The organism is Leptospira idonii, from assembly GCF_004770995.1.
GTDB lineage: Bacteria > Spirochaetota > Leptospiria > Leptospirales > Leptospiraceae > Leptospira_A > Leptospira_A idonii.
In genome coordinates, this window is record NZ_RQHW01000036.1 from 1 (window position 1) to 15,066 (window position 15,066).

The 15,066-nt window shown below is 38.6% G+C and carries 5 protein-coding genes; 1 reads left to right on the forward strand and 4 read right to left on the reverse strand.

Features of this window, described 5'->3' with window-relative positions; translation table 11 throughout:
- Positions 1-5,363 (reverse strand): TIGR04388 family protein (locus tag EHS15_RS10495; RefSeq protein WP_135760527.1); only part of this gene is annotated, 5,363 nt, incomplete at its 3' end.
- An 842-nt stretch (positions 5,364-6,205) separates the two neighbouring features.
- Here EHS15_RS10495 and EHS15_RS10500 point away from each other — a divergent pair.
- Complete coding sequence (locus EHS15_RS10500; RefSeq protein WP_246052068.1) at positions 6,206-6,730, forward strand: HPP family protein; 525 nt, start codon at positions 6,206-6,208, stop codon at positions 6,728-6,730.
- A gap of 54 nt (positions 6,731-6,784) precedes the next feature.
- On the opposite strand, the gene EHS15_RS19110 is transcribed toward EHS15_RS10500, so the two are convergent.
- The 3 genes from EHS15_RS19110 to EHS15_RS10510 form a co-directional block, all read right to left on the reverse strand.
- Complete coding sequence (locus EHS15_RS19110) at positions 6,785-6,952, reverse strand: hypothetical protein (protein WP_167884209.1); 168 nt, start codon at positions 6,950-6,952, stop codon at positions 6,785-6,787.
- Positions 6,953-7,041: 89 nt separating this feature from the next.
- A complete protein-coding gene (locus EHS15_RS10505; RefSeq protein WP_135760528.1) occupies positions 7,042-8,790 on the reverse strand; it encodes a methyl-accepting chemotaxis protein in 1,749 nt (582 codons plus the stop codon).
- Positions 8,791-9,311: 521 nt separating this feature from the next.
- Positions 9,312-14,720 carry an LA_1737 family protein gene (locus EHS15_RS10510; RefSeq protein WP_135760529.1) on the reverse strand — a complete coding sequence of 1,803 codons (5,409 nt, stop codon included), beginning with the start codon at positions 14,718-14,720 and terminating at the stop codon, positions 9,312-9,314.
- Positions 14,721-15,066: the final 346 nt, after the last annotated feature.

Here is a 15,066-nt window from a genome sequence, read left to right on the forward strand (position 1 = left end):
TTCGGCATTTCAGGAGCATCTTTTGGCTTCACACTAGCTAACAGATTGTCTTCCTCTCTCCGTCCTACACCAAACAACGCCAACCCTGCCATCAGTCCACCCCCCAATGTGCCTAAGGCTCCCATAGCTACATCACCTAATGTAACGACTCCGTTCAGTTTGTCCAGGATCGCCTCTCTCTGAACATCATCCAACTTACTTGGATCATAACCCTTATCTTTTAACTGCTGATCTTCTTGTTTTTTGTTAATTGCATCTAATAGCTTGTCTCTCTCTTTCTTAGGTAAACTATCTGGATCTTCTATTCCATTTGCTTTAAGGATATCATTCTCTGCTATAGTATCCGTTCTATCCTGTGCTAAATTGATATTCTGCTCTGCCCAGTTTATATCATCCAAACGAAATCCATCTGGTCCATTCGTCGTTATGTTGATTCCCGCGTATTGTGTAGAAGTAGATAATCCATTACGGTCGATGGTTGATGTTACCCCTAGTTTACTATCCGGATCTGTATATCCGATTGAACCAGACAGTCCTCCTCCGTTGATGTCATAATTCGCTCCCAGGTTCCAGCCCTGTCTCGGTCCTTTGTCACTTGGGTTGTAGTTTGCTCCCACTGTGGTCGCTCCATTTGTAGTTGTTGAACCTGTAACCTGTAAGCCCTTAACTCCCGTTTGCATTGAACCAGAAATTGTTGTATCCCCTCTCTGAGAGAAGCTTATGCTTACATTTCCCTTAGCTCCCCCTACTCCTATCATTCCCCCCCAGCCTGCTTGTTTGTCGTATGATACTCCTAATCCTAGAGCGCCTTTACCTAATAGCTCTGCTGCCTTGCCATTTAAATCAAGTTTTCCTCCGGCAACGAGCATCCCAAGTACTCCGTTTGCGGCTCCAGCTAATATTCCGTCCGTTCCATTTCTGCTTCCGTCTACCATCTGCACTACTCCACTCAGGGCAGCTGCTCCTACATTCGCAGCATTCGCTGTCGCACCTAACGCCTGTCCCAATCCTGTCATAAAGCCTTTCAAGCTTGTTCCTAAGGCACCTGCAGCTCCCAATGTCAACGCTGTTGTCGCTACAGTCACTGCTGTCGAGCGGATCGCTTCGCTCTGTGCAGCTTTATCCGCCTTCTTTTGTTTGATGGCTCCATACTCTTTGCGGAACACTGCATCCACTAAGTCTTTGTCCATTCCGGTTGCTTTGACAAGTTCTTCTACGACTATACGTTGACCCAGCTCATCTACTAGTCCCTCTTTGTTTTTGAAGGTAGGGGTCGCTGATGAGTAAGACAACTCTCCTGATTTCATTCCTAACGATTGATTGGCGTAGGCGTTTGCTTGGGTAATTAAATTTCTATCGTTTACGTTCGCATAGGTCATTCTGTTTCCATCGTTCAGGGCTCTTTGGATGTCTCTCTCCGGTACCCCTGTCGCTACAATGGCTGTTTTGATAATCCCGCCTACGGCTCCCGCCACCTGACTTCCTATATTTGCAAACGGATTCGAATTCGCTGCCGCTCTTGCATTTGCGGCTTTTTGGGATCCTACTAAATCCGTTACGAAATTTCCTACCACTTCAGGAGGTAGTCCTGTTGAATCTGCGATCACTTGCGTTGAATATTTTTTGACTAAGGACTCTGTATTTGCATCTGCTGCTGCGATTCTATCCTGCGGACCGGTCATTCGCTCCATCTGCTTTTCGTAGGCTTTATCTCCCAGCACGGTTCTTCCCACTGCACTTGTCGCTCCCATTGTTACTGTCGTTGCGGACTGGCTGAAGAAGGCCGCTGACGCTACATTTTGTGCACTGCTGGCAAAGTTGATCGCGCTTGTTGCCATATTCGTCATTGCCGTCGAGGCTGCGGCTACATTCGTCGTCACCATTGCAGTTAGATTCGCCGTAAATCCTAAACTCATCCCCCCCGTCATTGTAGCCATTGTTGCTGACATCACTGCCATTCCCGTATTTACGATACTATTTGCGTTCATCGTCTTCTTTGCGGCTCTCTTAGATGCTTGGCCTCTCATGTAACTGATCGCATCGCTGATCAGCTGTACTTGGTCATCGTTTCCTCCGGTTGCTCTTACGAAGGCTGCCGCCATACTTGAATTGATCTTATCTTCTATTTTTCCTTTGATAGAGGCTTGCACACCTGCGGCTCCTCCTGTGAGGTAGGCAAGTAACAGATCTTTGATGAGAGAGTCGTTGGCCATCGCATCTTGTTTGGATTTCTCGAATCGGTTCTGGTTGTTGCTTTCTGTTGCTTGGATGGATGCTGTCGCCTTCCCTAGATTTTGGAAGTCTTGTGAAAGTCCTTTGCTGTAGTATTCGTTTACCACTGCGGATGCTTGCGTTTCTACATCCGACCAATCTGCATTCTCCCATACATCAAACAGATCTTTCCCTTTGGGTGCGGTTACCTGTTTAATTTGTGCCAGCGAGACTTGTCTCACTTCGTTCTGCGTTCCGGATATGTACTGCCCTTCACCGTTTTTTCCTGAGATTTGGCCGTTGCTGATGATTTTACTGATGGTTGCGGTATTATTAACTTTATCTATGCTGTATTCGTATTCTTTTTTAATCAGCCCGGCACAGCTGGCAGGATTCACATAACAAGATCCAACTCTTGCCTGCTCCGCTTCCGTCAATTTAATCTTATCATCTAACTGACTTGTTATGATTTTCTCTTCCCTTGTCAGAGACGTTACGATCATACCGTTTAGATATTGTAATCCTCTTTCTTCTAACCAGGCTAGTTCAGGTGCTTGCGCTTTATTAAAGCAGTCCTGGTAATCCGCCGAATCTTTTCTACAGCCCCAATCTTTCGCTCTTTGTCCGTTCGATAATTCTTCCAGTTTGATATGCAAATCGACTGTTTGCGCAATGACGTTTCCTGCATCGTCGTATTTGGCAACGGCTCTGTTATTCCAATCAACCGCATAGGTCATTTGATTTAACGCTTTTTCCTGTTCTCTTGCCTGGATGAATGTATTGTTTTCATTAATGGAAAGAACTTGGGAATATTGATATACTCCGTTCGCTGTTGTTTGGAAAACTTGCCCCATATCTTTTCCATTTACGGAAAGAGAGGTATCTATCTTCTTTTCGCTGGCCGCTCCGAAAATTGTATAACTAGTAGTTGATGATGTGCTTGTTGAAGATGGAAATAATTTATCCGATATGCCGGAAAGCCCGGCAACTCCCAATACGTCTTTGGCAATGGTGGTCACTTTTTCATTGATCATCATATTTTTAAGCCCTACAAGAGTGTCTCCTCCCGTTGGGAAATATTGTTGAAACACAGTTTCAGTAGAAGCAGGTATTCTGGAATATGTGATTTCAGTCTCTGTAAACGTGAATTCTTTTTTCGTAAGATCGTTTAACGTATTATTATAATTAGATGATATTAAACCCGCCCCTGTAGCGATCCCGGTTCCATCGGTTAAGTTCGTCACTACTGCCTGCGCATTTACATTAAAGCCAGCCAAATCAGCCCTGCTTTCCACTGACTCGGCCTGATTGTACAAATCCAGCCATTTGGTGAGGCCGTTTTGCCTTTCATCCTCCATCTTACTCATCCATTCGGATTTTTTGATTTCCAAATCGGTAAGCGATTTTTCATAGTCAGCTTTTGCCTGAGCTTTAAGGATTTCCGCTTGAGCTTTCCATTGTGTATAAAACTGATTGTAATTTGCTGTTTTGTTTTCCCAGCTTGAAATAGCAGGATTGATATCGTTCTGATAAAAGCTAAACTGTCCTCCCAAGGAATTACTATTGGAAGACCAATAATTTGCCATATCTTCTGCGTTCAAGTCTTTCACTTCATATAATACGCTATAGGCGATCCCTCCCATCTGGAACCAGTCGGTTAAGGCAACACGATTCGCCCCCCAATAAGCAAATCCGACAGGTCCGTCTATTAACAAACTTCCGGTAGGTCTTTCTACTCCTGCCCATCCCCAAGGATCCGTTTTGTTTAGATAGTTTTCATTGTCCGTATACAAATTCGATGCAAGAACATTCGTCACAACCTTACCGCTGCCGATATAGTTCTGGATCGTCGTCTTCATCAATCCATCATCCCTGCTATAAATCGCCTTCAACATATCCCTCATTTGCCCCGCAGGAATATTATTGAAGTCGTAAAAAGGACCGGGTTCGATCCCCCAAATCGCCGATTGACTCGGGCGATTGTTTCTGATATCGACATAACTCAAGCCGTAATTGACATTGTTTCCCCAAGCACCAACGGCGGCAGAACCGGTTTGATTTCTAGTATGATCGTAGTTTATATTTAGAGAATCCTGGTATGTGAAAATTCTGTTTTCGAAATAGGAATAGTTCTGGCTTGCTGAAGTTTTCTGAGTATTTAAAAAGGATGTGATCTGATTCGATAAAGTGGAAAGAATATTAGTAACATCTATTTCCGTTTTACTCAATTCCGCCTTTACGCTATTTACCAATGCAACGAGGGTTTCTCCTGCAGTGTTATATTCGTTCGAGTTCGGCTTTTTATAAGCGCATCCGTCCGACTTATTGCAAATAGGTGCCAGATCAGATTCAAATCCGCTGATCATGGATTGAATCCCCGCTTTCACTGCAGTCTTGTATGAATTGATCGCATCTAAATTACTTTGGAATGCAAGTTCTGATTCATCCATCGAGGCAAGAAAACTGGAATACTTTCCTTGAATGTCTGCCAAGGAATTGGAAAAATCATTTAAACCGGACTGATAGTTCTGAGCAAAATTAGCATTCCAGCTTGCCGCTGCTTGTGCCACTTGGTTTTGTAATATTCCCGCCTGGGAAGTATTGTATTGATATTGTTTGTATAAATCCTCTTGGCCGATTCGGCTTAAATAAATTTCATCCACACGATTGCTGTTCAACTTAGATACGAATTCGTTTCTATTCTTAAGTAAATCTAAGTTAGCTTTCTGTTCCCAATCATTCAGTGCGGCGATTTTTTGGGATTCCAATTCTCTTTGCAGATAATCCTTATAGGCATCCACGTCATTGAAGGAATCACTTGTGGATACCTGAGAGACATAGTCATAAATGGCAACGTCCGCTTCCTGTTCCCAATACGCTCGGATGAGTCCTTTGTAATAACCTACCTGTTCCGACCATGCGGACAGAGTATTTAAAAAGTAACTCTGTCCGTAAACCTGATTCATCAAATTGGAACTGTATTCTTCCAGTTGCAACTGAGGAACCGTTGGTTGAGAATAAAGGCTGCTAAAAATCAGTAAATTTACAAGAAAGGAAATCAGTCCCAAAAACGCCTGAAACTTAGTAGTTCTACTGTACTTAAAAATCCCTACCGAACCCTTCGATCTTGGTTGATCTTCAATCTCTTTCATATTCACCTAAGCGGAATTACCTTGCTGTCATTTGAGGATAATTTATGTACAAGGACGAACCTTTTTTTTCTAAATTAACAACTCAACCAGCCTTATTTCCAGAAATAAAGAAGTAAGAAGAGAAAGAAGTATAAAAACGGAGCCGGATCTTTCGGATAAATCGAATCTAAGTATAATTTTTTTTGTTAAGCAGCTAAGATAAAAATGAAAGGATGGTAAACAGGGATCTTCCGACTTCTCTTCAACCACTTTTCCGCGATAATAATCTTCAAATCGATGACGATTTCCACGACCATCCGCAGGGAAAAAGAATAACTTTCCGATAACCGAATCTCCTGTTCCGTAGAAAAGGAGGCGAGTTCGGTAAACACATTAATAGATAGGGAACAAAATAAAGCAATAGAGAAGAACATCTTGGTCGCTTTGAAAAAAGCCCTTCCCTGATTCTCCTTCGAAATTTTGTTCATAAATCACTCATGCCTAAAACATTTAGGCATCACATTTGCAGTTTCCGATGCAATCGAATCATAAATTTGAATAAATAAAACGAATGAATTCGATATTTGGGGGCGCCTCGCAATTTTTTGACAATTATAATTATATTCCCATACGCGATCCGGCTCTCCCTCGACGGCAACGCTCGGTCGATCCGTGGCGCAAAGATAAAGCCTCAAAACAATATATTATATTATGATTTACTAACATATATGGCACACCATTCAATATCCGGTCACTCCATACTACCTTCCCCCTCTACGAAAATACAAAGTTTCCGGATTTCATTCCATTAAATAGTTTATCTACCGTTCCTTTCAAAAAAATTTGTCCGTATAGGCAAAAATATGAAAGACCGCTTTAAGGCAATACCCAGGAAATGGAAAGCGCCGACAAAAACTCCTAAGAATAAAATTTCCGTCAAATTTGCGATCTGGAGTTTGATCGGCAGCTGTATTTCCATCTGGTCGATCCTTGCCATCACTGAATTATTCGGCCACCAGCTTCTGATCGGTTCTTTCGGAGCCTCAGTCGTTCTTCTTTTTTCCGCTCCCGATTCTGCCCTAGCGCAGCCAAGAAACCTAGTAGGCGGCCATTTGATATCAGCCATAACCGCCGTCGTCATCTATGCCGCATTCGGATCTTCTTTTTTAATGATCGGTTTGGCCGTGGGAATTTCAATTTTACTCATGTATTTGACTCACACAATTCACCCCCCTGGAGGAGCGACTGCGATCATCGGTGTGATGGGACAGGCTGGTCCAGATTTCATCATTTTTCCAGTGTTAACCGGTGCCCTAATTCTTCTACTCAATGCGCTTCTGATCAATAATTTTGTGCATCATAGAAAATATCCGAACGTTTGGTTTTGATCAAATAACTCTACTCATTCAATCGGAAAAAACGAATCAGCAGGGTTCTGGCTACTATTTAACAAATTTGCAGATTTCTCCCGCTTTTTTGCGTTCAGCAAAACCATCGCCTTCCACACATACTTTAATATCAGTATCTCTAAACCCGTAACACTTCGCAAACAATGTTGCATTACCTGCAGTCACAAACAAAATTCCCAAGAGAATGCTAATTTTTTTCATAATGATCTACCTCTTAACATAGAGATATACTAGAGAAAGTTTTATAACCGTTAATCGTTATTTCTATAACATTCACATACAATAGACTATCAGTCGAATTTGGTCACTTCGCTGAGTTTATCCGCAGTCTCTAATAAATCGACAGCTCCTTTTTCCAAACTTCTCAAATTGGAAAGGTTTTCAGAATATTCAGAAGCTAGAGTTTTTGTTTGCTCGACGGATCTGCTGGAAATTCCCACAGCCTCTTCCATACTGGCGATCACTTCATCGCTACTTGCGGAAATTTCTTCCACAGAAGCGGAAACATCGATGATTTGTTCCGAAACAATCTGAGTCTTAGTCACAATGGAATGAAAATTAATTTCGGCCCGATAGACTTCTTTTAATTCGTCATCCATAGCAGCCATCGTATTTTGGATGCTTACATTGAGATCTCTGATCATCTGCATGATAGAAGCGATTTTTCCTTGGATCATTTTTCCGGAAACATTAGATCGATCTGCGAGTTTGGACACTTCGTCCGCAACTACGGAAAATCCCCTTCCCTGTTCCCCTGCCCTTGCGGCCTCAATAGAAGCATTTAATGCAAGCAAGTTGGTTTGAGATGCGATTTGTGTTATATTTTCGATCACTTTACTGATCTCGGAAGAATTTTCTTCCAAACTTTGGGCGATAGAAGTGGTCTCTAATAAATCGCTTCTAATTTTTGAAATAGATTGGATGACCTGCTGTAATTGTTTTTCTCCCGTTTCCGCAGTGATAAAACTTTGAGAAGAACTTTCATTTACCTTGAATGTGGCGTCACTGATTTTATGAAGCGCAAGAGCCACCTCCTGCATTGCTTTTTTGCATTCCAAAAGTCCTTGATTTTGATCTTCTACAACGGAAACCAAACCGGAGAAAGATGCTAAAAACTCTTCGGAGAACTTTACCGTTTTCTGAGAAGACTCCTTAACCAATCCTCCAATGTCCGAGACCTTTCCGGAAGAAATAAAAGTTTCATTTAAGATGGCAGTTAATTTTTTAACCATTCCTGAAATGGAAATAATGATATTACCAATTTCGTCAGAATGGGCTACCTCGAATGTTTCGTTTAAGTTTCCTTTGGCGATTTTATCCGCTTTTTCCTTAAGATGATCCAAAGGTCGGAACGTACTCTTCAATCTAAGCCATAGTATAAAAAGAATCAAAGTGACTCCGACGAGTCCGATCACCATATTGGAAACAATAAATTGAGTGATTGCAGACTGCATCGACTGTAGCTTAATATCGATTCCGAAAATCGCAACCACCTCTTGTTTTTCATTCAAGATAGGATACAAAATAGATACCCAATCTCCGAATTCATCCGTATATGTATCGGATACACTGATTTGACCTAATCTGGCTCTTGTTACTGTATCAGCAAACACTGATTCTGCGTCATATTCGATTCCGGGAGTGATTCCCAAGCCATACATCCTTTGATTGCCTAAATAAATATGATAACGATTCTTACCGTTTTGAGAAAGATTCACTCCATCCATCAGATATGTCTGTGCCACATCAGAAACGGAATCGGGAAGCAACTCCATATGCCTTTGGTATTCTAAAAATTTCGGATCCGACTCCAAAACTTCCTTAGGCGAATTTATAATCCGTCCAAACATAGTAGGAAGAAATTTCAATTCTTCCCGAAAGAATTGAGTGTGGGAATCTCCCAAGGTGAGGAAACGATCCAAAAACAAAGTTCGTTGCTTCCAAATGCTGAAAGTAATGAGAAAAACGGCATACAGCAGGATGAGTAACGCCATCTCGATAAGGATTCTTGATTTAATGCTTCTTTGAATGGATCTCATGGATTTCCGGTGAACCAAATGAGAATTGATTCACTCCTAAAAAAACAAAAAATCAATTTCTTTCTTCACAAAGAGAAAGAAAACACTCAAACCGAATTTGTACCGAAGTTTTCCTTTCTATAAAACTATGTCCCTTTTATAAAATTCAAGCAAAGACTAAATCACCCATCTTCAATACAATTTCAATTGAATACGCCAGCCGGAACTGATGGGATCTTTTTCGGAATGAGTTAAACCTTTTGTCTTTTTGCTGACTTTTCGATACGGCGTTGCACCTTTTTTCGCAATTCTACACAGTTAACGATTGTCTGGCCTATTTTTTGTGTTTGGAGAGGAATCCTGTTTTATCAAACGAATCAGAATCCATTATTCCGAAATTAAATTTGGATGGGAATTTTTTCCTTCGGATTCAGTTTAGTATCTCCATTCGGAATTTATAATTGCTCCCTGATAAAAAAGCAGAAGCTCTTAACTCTTAGAATTGCATAAAAAATATCTATAAAGCAACGAGAGACTCTTCCTTAAAATTCAAAGAATAAAATTCTATGACGAACCCCTTCACTGTCCTCTCTTCTAGAATAAATGATCTTCAAGATAGAAAATTTTGAATAATTAGTTTCTTCTTCCGTATTGTATTCCCATAAAGCACCCCAAAAAGATCCTCTGCCTGTATATCCTCTCTCTTTGGGTTTGACTGTTTTGTAATAAATGATTCCGAGAAGTATATTTTCCAAAGATTCTTTCGTTTCAAGATTCTCGGAATTAAAATAAACAAGCCCTAAGGCGGAATGTTCCAAATTCGTTTTGTCCGTTTTATGAGAATAATACAAAGCAGGAGTGATCCACTGAGTGGAATCCGATTTTATTTTCTCTTCGTAAAAGAACGGAAGTAAATTGATATATTTTTTTTCCTGTGTATGTTCGTATCCCAACCACACAAGATTCATCTGAGTTTGTTTCGGTCTTAAATCAACTTCTCCAACCCCATAGAGGAATCTGAAATTCGTAGAATTCGCTGCCGTTTTATAATGGATCGATCGAAAAAGTAAATCGAATTCAGAACTTTTGTCTTTTTTCACAGACTCTTGTTCCATAAGAAATAGAAAATTCTTATAACTGCTGAATTCATTTGAATTCAAATACAACCCAGATACGAAAGCAGTGTATTCTTGATCATCTACTCCTGAAAAATAAAACGGAAAAAAATGATAATAAGATACAGAACTTTCTTTTAGAGGCTCTTCGTTGCTATAATAAAACGGGAACAAGAAGAATCGTTTTAGTTGTTTTTTTTCCACTCTTCGATCGAATACATAAAATAGATTCGTATGTGAGAAACTCTCACTTGATTTTCGATATATTACAGGGATAACGGGAAAAGAAAATGTAGTTTCATAATCGTTCTCTCCCGAAGGCAGAATTTGATAAGAATATCTAAATAAGAATGTTATAAAGTGAAAAGAATCTTTATTTTGTAAGGCAGTTGGCAAAGATCTTTTCGAATTTGTTTCCGTCCTTGAAGCAGCCAAAGTGGATGGTGACAAATTTTGAGATGCTTCGGAATAATAAATAGGAAACAGCCAATTTTTTGACTCGGCCATTTTGTCTTTTTCTGATTTCGAAGAGTGATAGATGGGGAACAAATCAAAACTATTTTTATTAGTTTCTACCCTAGACTGCATAAAGAAAAACAAATTCCATTCCGAAAAAGATTCCCCTGCTTCATAAGAATACAAAAGCGGGGGAATTACTTTCTTTGACAAAGTCAATTTACCTTCTTTAGAATACTCTTCTTCAAATACATAAAATAAGCTTACAAAATTAGAAAGCAAGAGCCTTCCTTTGGGATGGGTAATGGATTTACTAAAGTAAAAAGGGAAGATCCAACTTTTATTTACCTGATTCGAAGTTGTATCGGGTGCATCAGAATAAAAATGAAAGAACGGGAAAAAACCAACAGATGCAAATTTGGGGGTTTCTTCTTGCTGGAATAAAAAGAACCAATTCCTGTATTTTTTGTCTTTTTCAATTTTAGAAAAATAGAACAAAGCAGGCAAAATGGTTAAACTTTCTCCTTCATCTTTCTTTATATGGGTTTGAGTTGAAATATAGTAAAAAGGAAAAAACCAATCCCTTGTTACGTTTACATCCTGTTTGGTTGAAACGGAACGATGAAAGAAAGGAAAAATATGATAAGATTCAGAATCTTCTCGCAAAGAATGATTCGCAACCAGTAAAAAATTGCGAAAAGATTCTTTCCTGCTTTGACTCGAATAATACAAAAACATAGGGTAAAATTCAATTTCTTCTTCCTGAGTCGAAAAGGAAGAATAGACAAGAGAAAGAAATAGTTTAGAAGTCTGTAAATTCTTATCTCGATCGTAGTATTGACCGGATGACTTCCAAAAGAAAGGGAACACCCAATTTATATGGTTTGCTTTTCCCTTCGGATTTTGATTTAGAAGGGAAAACTGTACAAATGGTAAAAATCGATACGTCGTTTTATAAGGATCGGAATCGTATTGAAATAACAGTAGTAAGCTGAGGAAATTGGTTTCCTTTTTTTTGTCATACTGAGTATATAAAACAGGGATAGGAAAAAATTGTTGTTTATAAATTTCCTCTGTTTCCGTTCTCTCTGAGGTAGAAAATAAAAATGGAGAGAAAACATGATTAGATTCAATCGGAGACTTGGTGCTGATCGGCCGATGAGTATGTAAGATAGGAACGAAAGGAAAATAAAAATCTGTTTGATGAACCAACTCGCCATCAGAAACACTTTTATCTTGACTGTAAAAAGGAAATACAGAGAAAAAATCTTTTTTCTTCGTTTTGCTTTTATTATACAGCAAAAAATAATTCAACCAATGTTCATCGTTAGTCCTGGATTCAAATCCTACAATCGGAATGAGCCAAAAATCAGACTGTTGTGATTCATCTTTTATCTTTTGCTCCGAATTCCAATAGAAATAAACGGGAGAAATAAATAATGTTTTCTTTCTGTTTGTCGCTTCCGTTCGATTCCAATAGAAAAAGGGAACAGTAGGAAAAATCTTCGATTCCTTACCATTTGTTAGAAATTCATCTAACCTAATGAGAAAAGGAGAAATCCAAGTTTTTTTCTCCTGGTTTTTATCGTTCGTAATCGTATTCAAATAAGACAGTGTAAGGGGCAGGATCAAGGAATCAGAAGTCTGCCTTTCACCGAAGACCGTTCTTTGCCAATAAAAAGGAAGGATTCTGGAACCAGATTTGACATCGGATTGATGCCAATTTACGAAAGGCCACAAAACAGAAGTTTCTTGAGTATTTTTCTCTTTTACATTTTCCTTTAAAAAAAGGAACAATCCGTAAGAATGGCGTTCCGCATCTTCTGAGCTCTGGTATCCGTAGATAGGAAAAATCACTCGATACTTTAAGTTTGAAGAAGAGTACCAAACAAATGGAAGGGGCAAAGGACCTGCATAGATATTTTCATCCACTTCCGTATCGTAGGTAAACCAGGCAAGAGGAAGTAGACGAACGTGACGTTTTGAATCCGCCGCCTCATATCCAAATACTCCAAAAAGTAAATTCACTCCGAAAAAATTAAAAGAATCGGCTCTAGTAAAACTTCTTTTCTGCTCTACTTTGGGAAACTGAGGACTTTGTCTTTTCTCCGGACTACTAATATCAGCTAACTCTTGCTTACCATAAGGGAGTAAATCTTGAATCAACTTTGTACTGGTTCGATTGGACAATCGAAACGCATAATACAACCAAGAAACATCCGTATCGAGATAATAATATTTCTCTTTTTTTCCTCCATCCACAGAAAAACTAGGCTGAAAGATCCCTTTGCTAGTTTGAGAAGCAATCCCTAAAACATTTACGTTAAAATTATTATATTTATCCTTTTCCTTTTCATCTAAAAAATCTGCATCTATATACAAAGGAATTACAAGTGTTCCTTTGGAAGTTTCCCCCTTCCAAGAATGATAAAACGGAAAGAAAGTTCTCGAATGCTGATCTTGCTTAAGTTCAACATCGGAGTAATAATTGATGATCCAAAGTTTTTCTCTTTCAGGGGACCAACTGGAATAGAAGAAAGCCCCCCATCTGCTACCTGTGGGAGAACGTTCTTCCGTCTGACCAAATTGAAAACTAAAAGGAAACCAAATGGAATGGGAATTTTTTTGATAAAAACGAATCGGGAAAATCGTTTTTTGCACCAATATATCTTCCTTATCTTTGGTCCAACTAAAGAATCCCAAGAGATTGGAGTATGTTTCTTCCGATTTGTTTTTGTTTCTATAGAAAAAGGGAAATAATAAAAAACCATTCGCCTGGTTATCATCATTTCCTTCTTTTAAATTTTTATCGGAAGTTTCCCAAGAATAGAAAAAAGGGAAAACATGTCTCCTCTTACGAAGCGTCAAATTTGATTCTTCAAAAGAGTTATAGTAAAACAAAGCATATTTTCTACTTAGTCGTTCCGATTCGAGCGAATAATAAAAAGGTCCCCAAACGATAGAATCTCCCTGCTTCTTCTCTTTTTCATTACTAAAATAGAATGGAACTATATAATTGTAGGAGTTTTTCTTATAAAAATAAAAAGGAAATACAAACAGTCGTTCCAAGTTCCCTTCTGCATTCAAAGACTGATCATAAATCAGTAGAGAGTTCGTATGAGATTCTAAGTTTGTTTCTTTCTTATAAAAATATAGGAAAGGAATAAAGGTTTTGGATTCATTTAAAGAATTTTCAGAATGAAAGTAAAAGGGAAAAAAAGCAGTAGTAGATTCCTCTCTATTTGCGAGAGCAGCGGTATTTGTGTAAAAATTAATCAAATAGAAGGTGGAATGATTTTCCGAATAACTTCTATAAATGGGAGGAGCCAGTCCAAACCAGGAATGAGTGACCGCGGACTCATTTTTGCTAGCTTCTTTTTGCTTTTTCGTGTTTTGAAAAAAGAAAGGGAGAACATAATGATAATTGTCTTTTTTATAAAAATAAAAGGGCATTACCCACAAACGATCCAAACCTCCATCTTGGTGCAAGGCCTGGTCGTACAAAAGCAAAACGTTCGTATGAGATGTATTGCCATTTTGATTTTCATGAAAATACAAAATAGGAACCATTGAATAAGATTCACTTTTACCATACTGGCCAGAAAAGAAAGCAGGGAAAATTGTTAAGTAAGAGTTTCTCTCCCAAAACAAAAATGGTAAAAACCAAAACCGATCGATTTCTTTCGTGTCCTTATTTTGATTTGTGTCAACTAACATAAAATAATTATTATGTTTTTCCGTTTTGTCTTCACTATGATAAAATAAGGGCAATAAAGGGAACCAAGCAGTTACATTCTCATTGTTCTTATCATTTTTGGAATATAAATAATGAAAGGGAGAAATAGAAAGGCGGGTAGAAACATCAGAGAGAACCTCTTTTGACTCAAACTGATAGTATCCAGGAAAAAATAATTTAGAACTGGAATTCGTTTTGGAATGAACACTACTCTTATGAAAGACAGGAAATATAGTTAAACTATTGGAATCATTTGGCCCATTGCCAGAAAAATAGAAAGGAAATAGAATCGTGGATTCATACCCCTCCCGATTTACACTAGAATTGTATAGTAAAAGATAATTTGTAGATTTTCTTGCATCTATCTTGCTCTCAATGGAAGAGAAGAATGGAAAAATTTGGCTTTTTTTGAATTTAGGATACTCCGTAGTATTAGCGAACCAAAATAAATGAAAATGATTGTGGGTAGGGTTCCCTCTTGGCCAATTTTCCCATTCGATAAAAAAACCATCTAGACGGTATTTTTTATCTTTTTCAGATCCGTACACTTTGACACGAGTCTCTTCTAAATCACTGAAGTCTTCTGCAAAAAGGTGATTCGAGAAAGAGAGACAAAGGCTTAGGAATAAAATGAGTTGAAACAAAAAATTCACGTTTCGCTTTTTAGAAAAAATCAATTCGAATAATATGGATCATAGAAAGACCCAATTTAACAAGTATTTTATGATTTTCGAATAATCTTAATCTTTAAAAACGCAGACATTCTGTTTCATTTTTCTAAAAAAAATTTCATATCCTGCAATAAAAATTTTCGCACAATACAATAGAAACATTGCGTATGAAAAAATAGATCTTAAGAGTATTAAGGAAAGTCAAAGCAATTGATGTAAAGGTAAGTTGTGTAGAAGGAACTCAGTAGTAGAATAAAATAAAGGGAAATAAAACAAAAAAGCCACACGTATTAGGTGAGGCATTTGGTGAGATGATTTT

Bases quoted from the DNA above. Each gene is read 5' to 3' on its own strand.
- EHS15_RS10500 (WP_246052068.1), top strand. From the start codon at position 6,206: ATGAAAGACCGCTTTAAGGCAATACCCAGGAAATGGAAAGCGCCGACA.
- EHS15_RS10505 (WP_135760528.1), bottom strand. From the start codon at position 8,790: ATGAGATCCATTCAAAGAAGCATTAAATCAAGAATCCTTATCGAGATG.
- EHS15_RS19110 (WP_167884209.1), bottom strand. From the start codon at position 6,952: ATGAAAAAAATTAGCATTCTCTTGGGAATTTTGTTTGTGACTGCAGGT.